This is a genomic window from Priestia megaterium, assembly GCF_023824195.1.
Lineage (GTDB): Bacteria > Bacillota > Bacilli > Bacillales > Bacillaceae_H > Priestia > Priestia megaterium_D.
In genome coordinates this window covers 2,564,000-2,579,071 of sequence record NZ_CP085442.1, presented here as the reverse complement: position 1 = coordinate 2,579,071, position 15,072 = coordinate 2,564,000, and the positions used below count along the sequence as shown (strand labels likewise).

Sequence of the window (15,072 nt, the reverse complement as noted above, 5' to 3'; positions counted from 1 at the left end):
GGTGTGCTTTTTGTATTAATGATGGTGATGCGCGTGGTGAAGGCTGCTAATCACAAATTCAGGATCTGGAACATGGAAATATTGAATCCATACGCCTTCTAAAAATTTCTCGCGTTTATCTAAAATAATATCGATATCTTTATCTGTTTTTACGATTTCATCATGTTCAGTCGGCGTATCAAATTTCCAATCATAATGTGCGTGATCACCGTGATCGATAGTCACATATACACGAATCATTTTCCCTTGACCTTCTGGGCTAGCCAATGCATTTTTTAACACTTTTGCTGCGTTTCGATTAATTTTTACTTCCATTTCGAAAACTCCATTCTGTAACTTAGTATGTAAAGTATTTTCGCAAACTTAAACGAAAAAGAGAAATTTTTTGCCTGACGTTTTTGCAGGGTTGCTTCATTCTACCGTAATAGGCTACACTACATCATAATGAATAAAAAAGGAGAGTATGGTGAGTGAAGATTGTTGTTTTAGGTGACACTCATATTCCAAAAAGAGCGAAACACTTTCCAAAAAGACTCATAGCCGAACTGAAAACAGCTGATGCTATTATCCATACCGGGGACTTCCAAACGATAGATGTGTACAATGAACTGCGCACTTTTGCTCCTGTACACGGCGTGATTGGAAATGTAGACAGTGAAGAGCTTCAGCAAGTACTTCCATATTCATTACTTCTTCCGTTTGATGACGTTACGATTGGTGTAACCCACGGTCATGGAAAAGGAAAAACGACTGAAAAACGTGTGCTCGGAGCATTTGAACATCAAGAAGTGGATGCAATAATTTTTGGTCATTCTCACATTCCTGTTCATAAACAAATTGGTGATATGACGTTGTTTAATCCAGGATCTGCTACTGACAAGCGGCGCGAGAAACAATTTTCGTTTGGAGTGCTGTACATACAAAAAAACACGCTGCATTTTGAACATGTTTTTTATGATTCTAAAGACTAAAACAAGAGCGGACTCTTGTTTTAGCATTTTTACGTTGTATGGTCTAAATGAGCAATATATTCGTGAAGCTTATTTTCTTCGTAATCATTTAAGTCATGCATCGGAATAACCTGCTGAGTTTGAGGATCCGTTCCTCTTACTTCTGCAATTTTTACTCCTTCTTTATAGATATTAAAAATATCTTTTTCTTCCCCGCGCTGAACCTTTTCTTTTTCAAACATTGAAAAAGACTTGCTGTTTTTACTTTCTTCCATTAAAATCACCTACTTTTTTTATCGTACTCTTATCTTTTCACACCCATTGTTAATTATGTATACACTCGATGACTAAAGGAATATGAAGTCTTGCCGATAGAAAGAAAGTGCACGACTACTGTTAACTACAGAGAGAGAGGCTACATAGCATGGAGAGAGTAAGAAAAAAAAGGTCCCTTAATAACTTTAAGACAAAGCTGGTGCTAGCATTTGCAGCGATCTTATTAGTGCCATCTGTTACGATAGGTGTATCAGCTTACATAACAGCGAAACATGAAATTGAAAACCAAATTATTAACTCAGCACAGCAAAATGTACAGTCCATTAATTCAGTGATTGACGACACCATTGGACCAAAAATTCATGATGTAGAGTTTTTTGCGTCAGTGGTAAACAACGAGCGCTACAATGAAAAAGATATGGCTACTTTAAGCAAAGATTTTAACTTATATGCTTCGCTTCATCCAGAAGCCATCAGCATTTTTACAGGAAATCAGCAAGGGAAGTTTATTCAATCGCCTAAAAAAGTGATACAAGCAGGCTATGATCCCAGAAAACGAGATTGGTACAAGCTAGCCATGCAAAACAAAGGAAAAACAGTTGTCACTGAACCTTATCCATCAGCCTCTACAGGTCAGACCGTTATTACTGTAGCGAAAACAACGGCGGATGGTACCGGGGTTATTGCTTTGAATTTAGATATAAGCCGCATCAATAAAGCTGTCAGCAAAGTAAAAATTGGAGAAAAAGGATATCCATTTCTTTTAGATGGAGAAAGAAAATATATTGTTCACCCTACAGAAAAAGCAGGCACAAAAGCTACAGATTCTCTTTTTGATAAGCTTTATGCAAAGAGCTCCGGGTCTTTTGAATATACCTTTAACGGTGATGAAAAAAAGATGGTCTTTACGACAAATAAAACAACGAGCTGGAAAGTTGCAGGCACTATGTATTCATCGGAAGTGAGTGAAGCAGCACAGCCTATCTTTTATAAAACGCTATTCATTATCGTAGCTTGTCTGATAATCGGGAGTCTTACCATTTTTATGGTGTTACAATCGATTATTAAACCGCTCAAACAGCTTAAGAATCAGGCTCTGCGTGTTAGTGAAGGAGATCTGACAACAGCGATTACCGTCAATTCAAAGGATGAAATCGGCGAGTTAGGGTATGCTTTTAGTCAGATGCAAAACAATCTTCGCACATTAATTCAAAATGTTGAAATGAGTGCAGAACAAGTGGCTGCTTCTTCAGAAGAGCTAACGGCCAGCTCACAGCAAACGAGCGCTGCGAGTGAACAAGTATCGGTTGCGATACAAGAAGTGGCTTCTAGTGCGGAAAAACAAACGGCTGTTATTGACCAAAATGCAGCTTCTTTAGATGAGATTGTACAAGGAGTTTCTACCATTGCTCAGCGTACAGAAATTGTTTCACAGCTATCAAATCACACAACGTCTGAAGCTGTAGAAGGCGGAAAAGCCGTGAGAGAAACGGTCGAACAAATGGAATCCATTTCTCAATCCGTCGAGCTATCTAATACAACGATTCGTACTTTGTTTCAACGTTCAAAAGAAGTTGGAACCATTTTAGAAGTAATCAGCGGTATTGCTGCTCAAACAAATTTACTAGCCTTAAATGCTGCAATCGAAGCGGCACGAGCTGGAGAACATGGAAAAGGTTTTTCCGTTGTAGCAGCGGAAGTGAGAAAGCTGGCAGAACAATCACAAGTGTCCGCGTCTCAAATTTCTGAACTTATTCAAGCTATTCAACAAGATACTCAGGAATCTGTACATACAATGGAGCAAGTTACAAACAAAGTTGAAGAAGGACGAACAATTTCACAAACGGCTATTCAAAAGTTCGAACAAATTCTAAGCAGCATGAATGAAACGACTCCGCAAGTAGAAGAAGTTGCTGCGACTGCTCAGCAAATTTCAGCAGCGGTTGAAGAAGTGGCTGCATCAACTGAAGAACAGCTAGCTTCAATGGAGGAAATTGCTGTTTCCGCACAATCTCTGTCTCAAATGGCAGAACAATTAACAGCGCTCATTAGCAAATTTAATTTGTAAACTTTCGTCAAATCGTCATAGACCTCTTTTATATTGGAAAAAGTAGAACATACACATATGAAAGAGGTGACAGTATCTGATGGAGCAAACAAAAATGACCTTTGAGCCAGCTTCAATTAACGATGATATGCATGCGAAGCTTAAACAGCTAGAAGAGCAGTTTCAACAAACGTTAGGAAAAAGAGTGGCTTTAGTTGCATACGAAGCTGAAAAATAAAAAACAAAAAAAGAAAAGACACTAGGTCTTTTCTTTTTTTTGTTTCAATAAGGTTAAATTACAATTTTTTCCGTATGATTTCTCGAAATAAGTTATAATGTAGTGTAAAATTACACTTTTATAGTGTTATTTCACTTTTTATATGGTATAATTTCACAGAAATAAAGAAAGGAGTTCACAGTTTAGAATGAAAAAAAACGTGTTGTTAGGAACTTTTTTATCTTTTTATCTAGTAGGTTCATATGCCTCCTATCATATTTATAAACAGCAGCAGATCCATCCTGTAACGCGGGATGTTGCACGGCTTCTTCCTACAAAAGTCAAAGAAATAAAGCATGGAACAACTGAAAAACAGCTGAAAGATTGGGTGAAAACCGCTTCACAGCATCATGAAAAAATAGCGATTGCAGGCATGCAGCACAGCCAAGGAGGGCAGACGTACTATCCTAATGCTATTTTACTTGATATGAAGCAGTACAATAAAATTATAGATTACAAACCTGGTCAAAAAGAAATTACGGTTCAAAGCGGGACAACGTGGAATGATATTCAGCAATATATACATAAAGACGGTCTTGCTCTTCAGGTTATGCAATCACAAAATATTTTTACCGTTGGAGGTTCTATTAGCGTGAACGTACACGGCAGAGATATTCGATACGGTTCTTTAATGGATACGGTAAAATCTATGCGTCTCCTGCAGGCGGACGGATCCATTATCGAAATTAGCCGGACGAAACACCCTGAGCTGTTTTCTTTAGTAAACGGAGGGTACGGGTTATTTGGGGTCATTTTAGATGTGACGCTTCGTTTGACGGACGATGAATGGTACGAAGATGAAATTATTCGCTTAGATTATAGGCAGTACACAGCGTATTTTAAAAACTACGTACAGCATAACTCTGACGTTCGTATGCATATGGCGCGTATTTCGGTTTCTCCTAATCAATTGCTAACAGATATGTACGTCACAAACTATCGCTTATCTTCTCAGAATACTTCTACTGTAAAAGAACCGCTCAAGACAGAAAAAATAGTGGCACTTCCTAAATTTATGCTAGGGCTGTCTCGGTATAGCGACTGGGGCAAAGATATGCTGTGGGAAACACAAAAGGCTTATTTCTTAAAACAAAATGGACGGCTTGAAACAAGAAATAATGTTATGCGTTCTGAAAGTGATTTTATGGAATACGAAAGTGCTAGCCGGACGGAAGTTTTACAGGAATACTTCGTTCCGGTTGATGAATTTGCTTCTTACATCGATGATTTACGCGAAGTGTTAGCAACAGAGAAATTAAATTTACTGAACATTACTGTTCGCTATGTAGAAAAAGACAATAAAGCAGTCATGTCTTATGCAAAAGACGATATGTTTGCTCTCGTTTTACTTATTAACCAGAAAAAAGACAATCAAGGCATGGCTGATACACAAAGAGTTGTCAGAAAAATGGTGGATGTGACGCTGCAGCATCAGGGAAGCTATTACTTGCCTTACTACGGCTACCCAAGCAAGAAGCAATTAGAAGAGGCTTACCCTCATACAACCGCCTTTTTAAATTTAAAAAGAAAATATGATCCAAACGAAACGTTCGTTAATTTATTTTATAAGGAGTATGGAAAATGACGTACAAACAACTCTTACATTCCCAAAGCCTGATGATTACCGCAAGCAGTATTGTTTTTCCTTTTTACCTTTTACTGCTTCGAAATCTTGGCGATAGTTATTCACAATTTGGCTTAGCTTACGGAATTTTCGCTTTAACCGCAGCTTTGAGTCACCCTTTAATCGGTTCATGGAGTGACAGAGTAGGAGAAAAGCGTTTGCTCATTTTATATACGTTTGGGATGGCAGTTGTTATGCTTGTGATTCCCGTTCTAACAACTATCACACAGGTGTATATCATTCAAGTTATAATGGGGCTGCTTGGAGCTCTTCAAAAAACAGCAGAAAAAATAGCGTTATCTAGGCAGACAGATCGTGCTCATACGGGAAAGCAAGTAGGACACTATCATTTATGGACCTCTATATGGGCAGCTTTAGCCGTGATTGCAACAGGGTATATCATTGATTTTCTTACAATCGGAAGCCTTTTTTACATCACTTCGTTTATGTACGTAGCGGCAGGGGTATTAATATGGCAAAAACCAAAAACAGTTGAGCTTGAACGCCACCATTCGCTGTAAAAGCATATATGGACAGGTCGGTTGAATTTTTTAGTTCGTATTATAAGATACTATAAAAAATTTATGTTCTCCCGATATAAGTACTGAAAGGAGAAACGTTTATGCAAGGTATAAGTATATCAGGGCAAGATGCATGGTCTTCTATTATAGTATCGTTCGCTATTTTCATCATTATATGGGGTCTGATTCCAGGCTTAACTATAAAGTATGTATGTAAAAGTCAAACACTAGGTATAGCAAGTTTTTTTATCGGTATTGCCTATGGAGTTAAAGCGGGGCATTTTCTTATTTAAATACGATTTGGTTTAAGTAAGGAAGCTTGGACCGCTGTTAGCTAAGTGGGAATTCCTTTTGTTTCCTGTTATTTTTTTAGAGAAATTCTCCATAATAACAGTTAAAGAGGTGAATCCGATGACAGATAACAATGTTGGGTTTGGAGTTAGCGGAGGCGAAGAGACTAGAAAAAAATCTACTGTTTCTAGTGAAGCTCCTATATCTAATGATGTACAACAAAACCAAAAACAAGATAACTACGAAAAGCTTAGCCATCAACTAAATTCATTATCTGATGATGAATTTAGAGCAGATCGTGATGAAGATTAAGGGTTACCTATCAAAAAAGAATATTTAAATTAAATAAAGTATTATGAAAGTAAACTAATTGGATTCCATGACTTTAACGTGATAGCATTAACTACTGGTACAAACATACCACTTGACTATTTTGACATGCTATCTTGTCAAAGTTCTTAGTTATTTCTTTGATAACTGAGAATCCATTTGTAACCTTTAAGTAGAGATATAAAGGTAATCCTTCACTTTAATAAGTGAAGGATTTTTTTATCATTTCGTAATGGTTTTGCGATTGTTTGGATTAACGGGGATAAAACAGATACATTGTATACAATGTAAACGTCGTCATGTATAATGTAACTTATTCTTAGTTGAAAACTTGAATGAGCAGGATAGACATACTCGAGATAAGCGGAGGCATACACCAGTGTCTAAAAAAATACATGATTTTAATGATATTATCCGAAAGCTGCGCAAAAAACTTTTTGGAAAAGGTCCAGAACGAATTCATACTGTATTCGTTCAAAACATGGCTATTTCAACTTTGTACGGCAACTTAACGCCAGCTGAACAATTTATCGCGAGAACAACCGAAGGTAAAGAGACGGTACATATGGCAAGAACAAAGCTTATTCAAAACCTTTATGCTTCATCTCCTCCAGAGGGGCTTGAAGACTTGTTAGGAGCTAAGCTGGATTACTTATTTTCCGATATCAAAGTAGAAGAAGATATTGCTGTTTCTGTGTTTGTGTTTGAAACCAATATTCAGTAGAACAACGTAAAATACATAATTTAATTAAATGAAAGAGAAGTAGGATCTGCTTGTTTTTTATTTGATTTTATTATAGATAATGATGACTGATATACTGTAAAGAAAGTGCAGGATTATTAGGCAGCATTCAAAAACCTTGTGTAAAAGGTGTTTTTGAGTGCTGCCTTTTTTAGTTAAGGAGGAGTTTTATGGCATTTCACAAGCCGGATAAAATGTTAAACATCGCTTTAGAAGCGGGGGTTTCAAAAACGAAGCTATCCCTTTCTTCCATTCTCATGCTTGGGTTTTTAGGAGGCGCGTTTATTGCGCTTGGTTTTTTACTAGATGTGCGCGTCATTGGTAATTTACCAGCTGAATGGGGAAGTTTATCGAATCTTTTAGGAGGGGCAGTCTTTCCTATAGGTCTTATGCTGGTCGTACTTGGGGGAGCAGAGCTTATTACAGGGAATATGATGTCTGTTTCCATTGCCCTGTATGCAAGAAAAATTCCGCTTCGTCAGTTGCTTCATAACTGGTTTTGGGTTACGCTTGCTAACTTTTTAGGAGCCGTATTTATTGCGTATTTCTTTGGACATATTGTAGGTTTAACAGAAACGGGTCCTTTTTTAGATAAAACGGTAGCAATTGCTCAAGCTAAAATTGATGAATCATTTTTTAAAACGCTTATTTCTGCTGTGGGCTGCAACTGGCTTGTATGTTTAGCAATTTGGCTTTCATACGGTGCTGACGACGTTACGGGTAAAATTCTTGGGATTTGGTTTCCGATCATGGCTTTTGTTGCGATTGGCTTTCAGCACGTTGTAGCCAATATGTTTATTATTCCCGCTGCCATTTTTGCAGGTCACTTTACATGGATTGATTTTATTACAAATATTGTTCCTACCTTTATTGGAAATATGATAGGAGGAGCTGTATTTGTAGGCCTTATTTATTTTTCTTCTTATCAAAAGAAACAAAAAGAACAATTAAAAAAAGCTTCTTAATCAGTTTTCATCAGTTGTCATTAAAAAAGCAGTCTCGTAGTAAAGAGGCTGCTTTTCGATTGTAAAAGGTGAAAAAATATATTTTTAACAAATTATGTATGATAACATATAAATCAATTGGGATATGATGTCATGAACGTTTTTACTTTAATTTTCATAATAGTATTATGGTTAACTAGATGTTAATGAGTACATTCGCAAGGGAGCGAAAGAAATAGTGAATATTGGTATAGGATTGATTCTGCTATCTGTCGCATTACTATTTCTTATATCAGGAATGCTTTTACGCAAAAAGAGAAAAAAGGTATGTAGCAACAGTTTGTTAATAGCAGGAACATTGATTTTATCAGCAAGTCTCTTATTACTTACTGGTTTATATGATCCGTATGCAAATCATATTTAATAACTTACTAACGGAGAGTGAAAAAAATGAAGTTCATGCTTGCTGTTTTGTTGATTATATTTGGTAGCATTTTAGTTGGGTTGACCAGTAACAGTCTAGGCGCAATAGGTAATAACATCATGCATTTAGCTGGAATTGGATGCCTTATAGCAGCTATTTTTATAGCGAAAAGCAAAAATGATACCAAACGCCGTACAAAAAAAAGAATGCGATGTTTAATCACGCATTCTTTTTTGATGTGAGCAGCTCTAGGTCTTTGTCGTCCACTTTTTCTTACGGTTATTATAGAATAGAGAGTAACAGCTATACATACAGCAGTAAGGTGGGATTTAACAATGAAACACTCTAACAAAACGATCGGTATTGTAGCGCATGTTGATGCAGGAAAGACTACATTTTCCGAACAGCTTCTTTATCATACAAAAAGCATTAAACAGCGAGGAAGAGTCGACCACAAAGACTCGTTTCTTGATACCCATACGATTGAGAAAGAACGAGGCATTACAGTATTTGCCGACCAAGGAACTTTTTTATATAACGGTTCTACTTACTATTTAATTGATACGCCGGGCCACGTCGATTTTTCACCTGAAATGGAACGTTCTATTCAAGTGATGGATTATGCGATCGTCATCTTAAGTGCAGTCGAGGGAGTGGAAGGCCATACAGAAACGGTTTGGCAGCTGCTTCAAAAACATCGTGTGCCCGTATTCTTTTTCATCAATAAAATTGATCGTGTAGGAGCAGATTCTGAACGTGTTATAAACGATATTAAACATAACTTAACCACTGATGTTTATGATATAACGTCAGAGCTTATAGATGGGTCGTTAAGTGAGGAACTTATTGAATTTATAGCTGAAAAAGATGAAGAGCTTCTAGATGCATTTATGGAAGGCAAGAATGATCAAGCTTATTGGAAAGCGGCCATGAAAAAGCTTATTCAAACCAATCAGCTTTTCCCGTGTGCTTGTGGCTCAGCTTTACAAGACATCGGCATGAAAAGTTTTTTAGAGAAGCTCGATTTGTTAACAGAAATTCACTACTCGCAGGAAGAAGCATTTTCAGGGCGTGTATATAAAATCCGGCACGATGAAAACGGCATGCGCATCACGTTTATCAAAGCTCTGAGCGGGACACTGCAAGTGCGTGATGAAGTATCTTATGAAAAAAATGGAGAGCTATACGAAGAAAAAATCACTCAGGTTCGCGCTTATAACGGAAGCACATTTAAAAACGTTAATGAAGGTTCAGCCGGCGAACTTTTTGCGGTTACAGGGTTGTCTTCAGCATCGATTGGATACGGTCTTGGAACGTTAAAAGAAAGCCGATCCTACGAACTTTTACCTACGTTAAAATCAAAAGTTGTTTTTGAGCCTTCTGTTCATCCAAAAGAAGGAATTAAACTTTTTCGATTATTAGATGCCGAAGACCCTTCTTTACATGTGACGTGGGAAGAAAGGACTCAAGAGCTTCATATTCATGTAATGGGAGCAATTCAGCTTGAAGTTCTCGAAAAATTGATCAAAGAACGCTTTAATATAAACGTACAGTTTGAAGAACCAGAAATTTTATACAAAGAATCCATCGAAAATACGGTAATGGGCTACGGACATTTTGAACCGTTGAAACACTATGCAGAAGTTCTTTTAAAAATAGAAGCAGCGGAACGAAACAGTGGAATTACCTTTGAAAATGCTTGTCACGCCGACGATTTATCCGTTGGGTATCAACATTTAGTCCGTCAGCATATATTTGAAAAGCCGCATCACGGTTTGCTGACGGGTTCATCTATTACTGATATAAAAGTGACATTATGTACTGGACGAGCTCACAACAAGCATACAAGCGGAGGAGATTTTAGAGAAGCAACGTACCGAGCATTACGACAAGGATTAGAAAAAGCAAAAAATATTGTGCTAGAACCGTATTATGACTTTAAAATTAAAGTGGATATTGATCAAATGGGGAGGGTATTAGCTGATGTTCAAAGCGCACATGGCCGCTTTGATTCTCCTCAAACAACTGAAAATAAAGCGATTATTACAGGCAAAGTTCCTGTTGCTACTTTTATGAACTACGGTTCGACGCTAGCATCTTTTACGCATGGAAAAGGAGCGATGTCTCTATTATTCGGAGGGTATGAACGCTGTCATAACGAAGAAGAAGTTATCGAACGAATCTGCTACAATAAAGACGCAGATCCGGAATACAGCTCATCGTCCGTCTTTTGCGCCAAAGGACAGGGATATACGGTTCCTTGGGAAGAAGCAGAGGAAAAAATGCACTGTTTATAAAAAGCACTGTAGCGATTGCTACAGTGCTTTTTTCGTATCAATCTTTCAACAGCTGTTTTCTCCATACCTTTACAATAAAAACCACATTATAGTATAGTTTACTTATATTTCTAAAAACGAGGTGATAGAAACATGGATGCTACTGTTAAAACAACTAAAAGCGGGATAATAGGTGGGATTCTCGGAGGAATTTCACTTTTATATGTCATTATTAATACTTTATTGATTCTTAACTTTTTTACAGGACTTATTGAGGCTGAAAAGCTTCAAGGACTGCCTATTGTTGCCCCTATCTTTTTAGTTCCGCTCATGATTGTTCCTGCAATTATTGGTTTTTTTATAAAAAAAGACAAGCTCTGTCTATGGGCGATTATTTTAAATATCATCTTGTTTCTTGTACCAATTGGTTACCATGTCATCGGTACGCTAGTATTTGGCCCTTAATTCAAAAAAACGAACAAACTTTAATATAAAGCTTGTTCGTTTTTTACACCATATAATCTTCTATAACGACTATTGAGCCGGAGCGGTAGCTGTACTGCTGTTTTCGTCTTTCACCATCATCCTTACGCCTTGTACAACCGCAATTCCTTCCCATTTATTAAGATCAGGTTCAAGAAATTCTAAAGCAAACGTGTGTGGACGTAATGACAAAAAAGAAGAGAGAGTCCGGACTTGAATGACGGGAACACCGGAACGTAAAACGTCAAATTTACGATCTGTTATATTTCCTATAATTTCATATGTATCGCCATCGTTTCGGATATAAATATACTTCTTTTTGAAAAAAGTGAATTTCCGTTGAATCCTTCCAACTTCATTTCCGTGGTGATCTGAAATAATCAGCTTTGGCATAAGGGCAAACATTTTAGATTTACCTGTAAATACGATCTCTTCGTTTTTTTAAATCTCAAATTTATTAGCAATAGATAACTTATATGCGACATTTCCAACAACGTCTTGTGATTCATTATAAATAGGAGATTCACCTAATTCGAAAAACTTGTCTTGCAAGATAATCCCTTGTTTCTCCATCTAAAAACCTCCTTTAGAATATATTACCATATTTTTACCCTTTGAGTTGTGCCAAGCAGATTTTTATGAGTATCACTAAATAAAGGTCACCCTTATGTGCTGCGGATAATGAAAAGAATGAAAATAGGTTTCAAAGCTCATAATGTGTAAAGGAGACCCTGCTTGTTATAACACCAGATGAACGTAAAGCAGTTTGTTAGACATACAACGTGCACTATACATAAGGAGATGATACTTCATGCCTCAATGGCACCCGCATCGTGAACAAAAAAATTTACCTGATGAATTTCCTGTTAATCCGCTTTTTTCTCGACAAGGAGAAGTAACGATTCCAAGGCTGCGTATTGGTGATCAAGGTATGCTTCCAGAAACAGCTTATCAAATCATTCATGATGAAATTGCTTTAGACGGAAATGCCCGCTTGAATTTAGCTACGTTTGTTACTACGTGGATGGAGCCTGATGCAAAGCGTTTGTACGGAGAATCTTTTGATAAGAATATGATCGATAAAGATGAGTATCCGCAAACAGCGGCTATTGAAGAGAGATGTGTACGTATTTTAGCGGATTTGTGGAATTCACCTAATCCTGATACAACGATGGGCGTTTCTACTACAGGTTCATCTGAAGCATGTATGCTTGGTGGACTAGCGTTAAAAAGACGCTGGCAGAAACTGCGTAAAAGTAAAGGGCTATCAACGGACCGCCCGAATATTGTATTTAGTTCATCTGTTCAAGTGGTATGGGAGAAGTTCGCAAACTATTGGGATGTAGAGCCTCGTTATGTGAACATTAATCCAGATCATCCTTATTTAGATGCAGAAGGCGTGATTAATGCGGTTGACGAAAATACAATTGGCGTCGTACCGATTCTTGGAGTCACGTATACAGGGGTTTACGAACCAATTGCTGCTATCGCAAAAGCATTAGATGAGGTACAGGAAAAGACAGGATTAGATATTCCTATTCATGTAGATGCTGCTTCTGGAGGTTTTATCGCTCCATTTCTTCAACCAGACCTTATCTGGGATTTCCGTTTGCCGCGAGTAAAGTCCATTAACGTGTCGGGACACAAGTATGGTTTAGTTTACCCTGGTTTAGGGTGGGTGATTTGGAGAGAAAAAGAGGACTTGCCTGAAGATCTTATTTTCCGCGTTTCTTATTTAGGAGGCAACATGCCAACTTTTGCGCTCAACTTCTCTAGACCAGGAGCACAAGTTCTTTTACAGTACTACAATTTCTTGCGTTTAGGTAAAGACGGCTATTATGCTGTGCAAAAAACCTCCCAAGAAAACGCGCTGTTTCTCAGCAAAGAAATTCAAGAAATGGAAGCATTCGAAATTCTTTCTGACGGTTCAGATATCCCGGTGCTTGCTTGGAAACTGAAAGAAGGATATACGCCAAACTGGACTCTTTATGACTTGTCTAGACAATTGCGTACGTACGGATGGCAAGTGCCTGCTTATCCGCTACCTCCAGACATGGAAGAAATAACAATCATGCGCATTGTCGTTAGAAATGGTTTTTCAAGAGACTTGGCTCATTTATTTATGGTTAATTTCAAACAAGCTATTGAGTTTCTTAACTCTTTGGATAGACCTGTTCTTAAAGACACGAAATACGACAATGGATTTCATCATTAACATCTATTATGCAAACACAAAGCCGCGTATTTTTTAGAACGCGGCTTTGTGTTTTTTATTTTATACATAAAAAGATACTTTTCAAAAAAACACCATAAATAATACAAGAAAATATTCTTATATTTTCTTGATTTTGGTATAATAACTCCTAAGGTTTTATAGTTCTTTAGAATTATACAAACCCTAAAAAAAGATAAAAAAAGGGGATAATAGTCTATGAAAATATTGAAAGTTGCTTTTGGTATTCCACTGTTAGCTGTATTGCTGACAGCGTGTAGCGATGAGTCCAGTGAAACTGTATCGCAAAAAGAAGAGCCTACAGAGAAATCAACAGCGGTTCATACTAAAGAAAATGGTAACAAGACCGCTGTAAAAGAATCATCGCCGAATACATTACAAACAAAAGCATCAACGATTAAAAAAGCCGTTAATTCCAAAGAAGCTGATCGCGATTACTTATTAAATGTAATGAATGGGTATCAGTATATTCAAGTAGATGACAATCAGTATATTTACTACGGCATTAATCAAGAGCAAAATGTTTTTTGTATGATGGAAGTTAATTTCGACGCTAGTGGTGATTATGTAGAAAACATCAATTTTGTTGATAATGCTTCAGAAGAACAAATTGCTTTGCTTCAAAACCAAATTAAAGAACAGCAAAAGCAATTATCAGACCTTGAACAGCAGCAAATGGAAAATGAATTAGATGATTACTATGCGCAGCTAGAAAAAGACCGACAAAAAGAAGAAGAGGCACAAGCCAAGGCTGATGCAGAAGCAGAAGCTCAGGCAGAAGCAGATCGTAAAGCGGAAGAAGAACGTTTAGCAGAAGAAGAGAAGAAACAGCAGGAGGAAGCCGAAGCTCAGGCAAAAGCGGATGAGGAAGAAGAAGCTGAAGCTGATTCAGAAGATGAGGCGCAAACAGAATCAGAGCAAGAAGAAGACACAGAAGCAATTGAAGAAGAGGAACCAGCCGAACAAACAGTATCCCAAGAGCAAGCTATCCAGCTAGTTCGTGAGCAACAAGGCATATCTGAAGATTCACCGCTTCTTGTAGAATACGATCATGTTGACGACTCAGGAAACTATATTATTCATGTTTATGAAAGCGTTGTTGATAATGAAGAAACAGGAGAGGGACATACAGCTACACAAGGATGGTATCAAGTAAGTCCTAGTGATGGATCAATTACTGATGTTACAGTAGAAGGCTACTAATAGAAATAAAAGTGTTTATTAAACACAAAGAGGGCGACACGGACAAATTTTAGAGCGAACAACAAAGGAAAGAGAATAATAAATATGATTATCATCCCGTATGCAGTGAATATAATCAGTATGCAAGGGATTGCCTGTGATCAATGATTTAATTGCTACACTAAACAGTCGGGGAATACTGAATAATTCACAAGTATTCCGTGTCTATAACAGAGATATGAAAGAAGAAGAACGAAAAGGATGGGAAGAAGAGCAAAAAGAATCAAAAAATGAGACTGCAATCGCCATGGTGATATCTGCATACAGAGGGCAATTTTAAATATGATGTATGCTTTTGAAAAACTCCATCATTAAAGTTTCGAATCAAAACTTTAATGATGGATGATGAAAACGAAAGCGTTGCAAATTATCTTACACCTCAAGCAATGGAGAAATATAATGTACAATAAAT

The 15,072-nt window shown here is 37.3% G+C and carries 18 protein-coding genes; 14 read left to right on the top strand and 4 right to left on the bottom strand.

What is annotated here, in order from left to right:
• Positions 1–15 precede the first annotated feature (15 nt).
• Positions 16–315 carry an iron-sulfur cluster assembly accessory protein gene (locus LIS78_RS13035; RefSeq protein WP_209149817.1) on the bottom strand — a complete coding sequence of 100 codons (300 nt, stop codon included), beginning with the start codon at positions 313–315 and terminating at the stop codon, positions 16–18.
• Between the two features lie 155 nt (positions 316–470).
• On the opposite strand from LIS78_RS13035, the gene LIS78_RS13030 reads away from it, so the two are divergent.
• Positions 471–971: a metallophosphoesterase family protein gene (locus LIS78_RS13030; RefSeq protein ID WP_252283735.1), complete on the top strand. Its 501-nt coding sequence runs from the start codon at positions 471–473 to the stop codon at positions 969–971.
• 29 nt (positions 972–1,000) lie between these two features.
• Here the strand turns inward: LIS78_RS13030 and LIS78_RS13025 are convergent, their stop codons facing one another.
• Complete coding sequence (locus tag LIS78_RS13025; RefSeq protein WP_140456823.1) at positions 1,001–1,225, bottom strand: hypothetical protein; 225 nt, start codon at positions 1,223–1,225, stop codon at positions 1,001–1,003.
• Positions 1,226–1,374: 149 nt separating this feature from the next.
• On the opposite strand from LIS78_RS13025, the gene LIS78_RS13020 reads away from it, so the two are divergent.
• From LIS78_RS13020 to LIS78_RS12975, 10 genes are all read left to right on the top strand, one after another.
• Positions 1,375–3,294 (top strand): methyl-accepting chemotaxis protein, encoded by a 1,920-nt coding sequence (locus tag LIS78_RS13020; RefSeq protein WP_252285315.1) that lies wholly within the window; start codon positions 1,375–1,377, stop codon positions 3,292–3,294.
• Positions 3,295–3,373: 79 nt separating this feature from the next.
• Positions 3,374–3,511 (top strand): hypothetical protein, encoded by a 138-nt coding sequence (locus tag LIS78_RS13015; protein ID WP_014459963.1) that lies wholly within the window; start codon positions 3,374–3,376, stop codon positions 3,509–3,511.
• Positions 3,512–3,698: 187 nt separating this feature from the next.
• Positions 3,699–5,135, top strand: a complete 1,437-nt coding sequence (locus LIS78_RS13010) for an FAD-binding oxidoreductase (protein WP_195783114.1) — start codon at positions 3,699–3,701, stop codon at positions 5,133–5,135.
• Positions 5,132–5,695 carry an MFS transporter gene (locus LIS78_RS13005; RefSeq protein WP_195783115.1) on the top strand — a complete coding sequence of 188 codons (564 nt, stop codon included), beginning with the start codon at positions 5,132–5,134 and terminating at the stop codon, positions 5,693–5,695. Before LIS78_RS13010 ends, LIS78_RS13005 begins: the two co-directional genes overlap by 4 nt.
• A gap of 101 nt (positions 5,696–5,796) precedes the next feature.
• Positions 5,797–5,988, top strand: a complete 192-nt coding sequence (locus tag LIS78_RS13000) for a hypothetical protein (RefSeq protein ID WP_041816567.1) — start codon at positions 5,797–5,799, stop codon at positions 5,986–5,988.
• 118 nt (positions 5,989–6,106) lie between these two features.
• The gene (locus LIS78_RS12995; protein ID WP_028408436.1) at positions 6,107–6,298 is read left to right on the top strand and encodes a hypothetical protein; all 192 of its coding nucleotides are present in this window, start codon (positions 6,107–6,109) and stop codon (positions 6,296–6,298) included.
• A 397-nt stretch (positions 6,299–6,695) separates the two neighbouring features.
• Complete coding sequence (locus LIS78_RS12990; protein ID WP_063671655.1) at positions 6,696–7,040, top strand: Na-translocating system protein MpsC family protein; 345 nt, start codon at positions 6,696–6,698, stop codon at positions 7,038–7,040.
• A 188-nt stretch (positions 7,041–7,228) separates the two neighbouring features.
• Entirely contained in the window at positions 7,229–8,023 is a 795-nt protein-coding gene (locus LIS78_RS12985; RefSeq protein ID WP_209149815.1) for a formate/nitrite transporter family protein, read from the top strand.
• Positions 8,024–8,761: 738 nt separating this feature from the next.
• On the top strand, positions 8,762–10,723 hold the full coding sequence (locus tag LIS78_RS12980; RefSeq protein WP_252285314.1) for a GTP-binding protein: 1,962 nt from the start codon (positions 8,762–8,764) through the stop codon (positions 10,721–10,723).
• Between the two features lie 132 nt (positions 10,724–10,855).
• A complete protein-coding gene (locus LIS78_RS12975; protein ID WP_209151701.1) occupies positions 10,856–11,167 on the top strand; it encodes a YnaG family membrane protein in 312 nt (103 codons plus the stop codon).
• A gap of 69 nt (positions 11,168–11,236) precedes the next feature.
• On the opposite strand, the gene LIS78_RS12970 is transcribed toward LIS78_RS12975, so the two are convergent.
• Both LIS78_RS12970 and LIS78_RS31390 read right to left on the bottom strand, forming a co-directional pair.
• The gene (locus tag LIS78_RS12970) at positions 11,237–11,590 is read right to left on the bottom strand and encodes an LURP-one-related/scramblase family protein (protein WP_252285313.1); all 354 of its coding nucleotides are present in this window, start codon (positions 11,588–11,590) and stop codon (positions 11,237–11,239) included.
• Between the two features lie 36 nt (positions 11,591–11,626).
• Positions 11,627–11,758, bottom strand: a complete 132-nt coding sequence (locus LIS78_RS31390; RefSeq protein WP_286676961.1) for a hypothetical protein — start codon at positions 11,756–11,758, stop codon at positions 11,627–11,629.
• A 238-nt stretch (positions 11,759–11,996) separates the two neighbouring features.
• On the opposite strand from LIS78_RS31390, the gene gad reads away from it, so the two are divergent.
• The 3 genes from gad to LIS78_RS12955 all read left to right on the top strand — a co-directional run bounded on the left by gad (position 11,997) and on the right by LIS78_RS12955 (position 14,940).
• Entirely contained in the window at positions 11,997–13,400 is a 1,404-nt protein-coding gene (gene gad, locus LIS78_RS12965; protein ID WP_252285312.1) for a glutamate decarboxylase, read from the top strand.
• Between the two features lie 216 nt (positions 13,401–13,616).
• A complete protein-coding gene (locus LIS78_RS12960; protein ID WP_252285311.1) occupies positions 13,617–14,621 on the top strand; it encodes a hypothetical protein in 1,005 nt (334 codons plus the stop codon).
• Between the two features lie 136 nt (positions 14,622–14,757).
• The gene (locus LIS78_RS12955; RefSeq protein WP_209151697.1) at positions 14,758–14,940 is read left to right on the top strand and encodes a hypothetical protein; all 183 of its coding nucleotides are present in this window, start codon (positions 14,758–14,760) and stop codon (positions 14,938–14,940) included.
• Positions 14,941–15,072 lie beyond the last annotated feature (132 nt).

What these genes read in the sequence shown, in the direction of transcription:
- LIS78_RS12970 (WP_252285313.1), bottom strand. Translation starts at nt 11,590, where the DNA reads ATGTTTGCCCTTATGCCAAAGCTGATTATTTCAGATCACCACGGAAAT.
- LIS78_RS12980 (WP_252285314.1), top strand. Translation starts at nt 8,762, where the DNA reads ATGAAACACTCTAACAAAACGATCGGTATTGTAGCGCATGTTGATGCA.
- LIS78_RS12985 (WP_209149815.1), top strand. Translation starts at nt 7,229, where the DNA reads ATGGCATTTCACAAGCCGGATAAAATGTTAAACATCGCTTTAGAAGCG.
- LIS78_RS13015 (WP_014459963.1), top strand. Translation starts at nt 3,374, where the DNA reads ATGGAGCAAACAAAAATGACCTTTGAGCCAGCTTCAATTAACGATGAT.
- LIS78_RS13010 (WP_195783114.1), top strand. Translation starts at nt 3,699, where the DNA reads ATGAAAAAAAACGTGTTGTTAGGAACTTTTTTATCTTTTTATCTAGTA.
- LIS78_RS13035 (WP_209149817.1), bottom strand. Translation starts at nt 315, where the DNA reads ATGGAAGTAAAAATTAATCGAAACGCAGCAAAAGTGTTAAAAAATGCA.
- gad (WP_252285312.1), top strand. Translation starts at nt 11,997, where the DNA reads ATGCCTCAATGGCACCCGCATCGTGAACAAAAAAATTTACCTGATGAA.
- LIS78_RS31390 (WP_286676961.1), bottom strand. Translation starts at nt 11,758, where the DNA reads ATGGAGAAACAAGGGATTATCTTGCAAGACAAGTTTTTCGAATTAGGT.
- LIS78_RS13025 (WP_140456823.1), bottom strand. Translation starts at nt 1,225, where the DNA reads ATGGAAGAAAGTAAAAACAGCAAGTCTTTTTCAATGTTTGAAAAAGAA.
- LIS78_RS13020 (WP_252285315.1), top strand. Translation starts at nt 1,375, where the DNA reads ATGGAGAGAGTAAGAAAAAAAAGGTCCCTTAATAACTTTAAGACAAAG.
- LIS78_RS13000 (WP_041816567.1), top strand. Translation starts at nt 5,797, where the DNA reads ATGCAAGGTATAAGTATATCAGGGCAAGATGCATGGTCTTCTATTATA.
- LIS78_RS12995 (WP_028408436.1), top strand. Translation starts at nt 6,107, where the DNA reads ATGACAGATAACAATGTTGGGTTTGGAGTTAGCGGAGGCGAAGAGACT.
- LIS78_RS12975 (WP_209151701.1), top strand. Translation starts at nt 10,856, where the DNA reads ATGGATGCTACTGTTAAAACAACTAAAAGCGGGATAATAGGTGGGATT.
- LIS78_RS12960 (WP_252285311.1), top strand. Translation starts at nt 13,617, where the DNA reads ATGAAAATATTGAAAGTTGCTTTTGGTATTCCACTGTTAGCTGTATTG.
- LIS78_RS13005 (WP_195783115.1), top strand. Translation starts at nt 5,132, where the DNA reads ATGACGTACAAACAACTCTTACATTCCCAAAGCCTGATGATTACCGCA.